Below are 470 nucleotides of genomic sequence, written 5' to 3' on the forward strand. Positions count from 1 at the left end.
ATGTTTATCGTGATGGTGAATAGTTTTCAAAGGCGAAGTGTAGCCTTTTTCCCTGCCTAAGCCCAGCCAGCAGATCGCACTCGCAATAAAAGTAAAAAAGTGTCCGTAACGTGGCGCAAATGGCTATGACTGGTTAGCATAAATTCATTACGCGGCATGAAGCTGCATTGGATAACAATTGAGGAAGTGCTTGTGGATAGAGCCAAACCATTTGCCTGGCGTCTCATCGCCGCCAGCGTATGTCTGCTGACTTTTTGTCATCTCGCGCGGGCCGACTCACTGGAAGAGCAGCGTAATCGTTATGCGCAGATTAAGCAGGCCTGGGATAATCGCCAGATGGATGTAGTAGAGCAGATGATGCCGGGTCTGAAAGATTATCCGCTTTATCCTTATCTGGAGTATCGCCAGATTACTGACGATCTAATGAATCAACCCACCATTACCGTCACGAATTTTGTACGCGCTAACCC

1 pseudogene is annotated in these 470 nt (G+C 47.7%); it reads left to right on the top strand.

Going from position 1 to position 470, the window contains the following annotated elements:
* Positions 1–192: 192 nt before the first annotated feature.
* Positions 193–470, top strand: a pseudogene (locus F7Q90_RS25970) (murein transglycosylase); the annotation flags it as partial.

Source organism: Pantoea stewartii subsp. stewartii (assembly GCF_008801695.1).
Taxonomy (GTDB): Bacteria; Pseudomonadota; Gammaproteobacteria; order Enterobacterales; family Enterobacteriaceae; genus Pantoea; species Pantoea stewartii.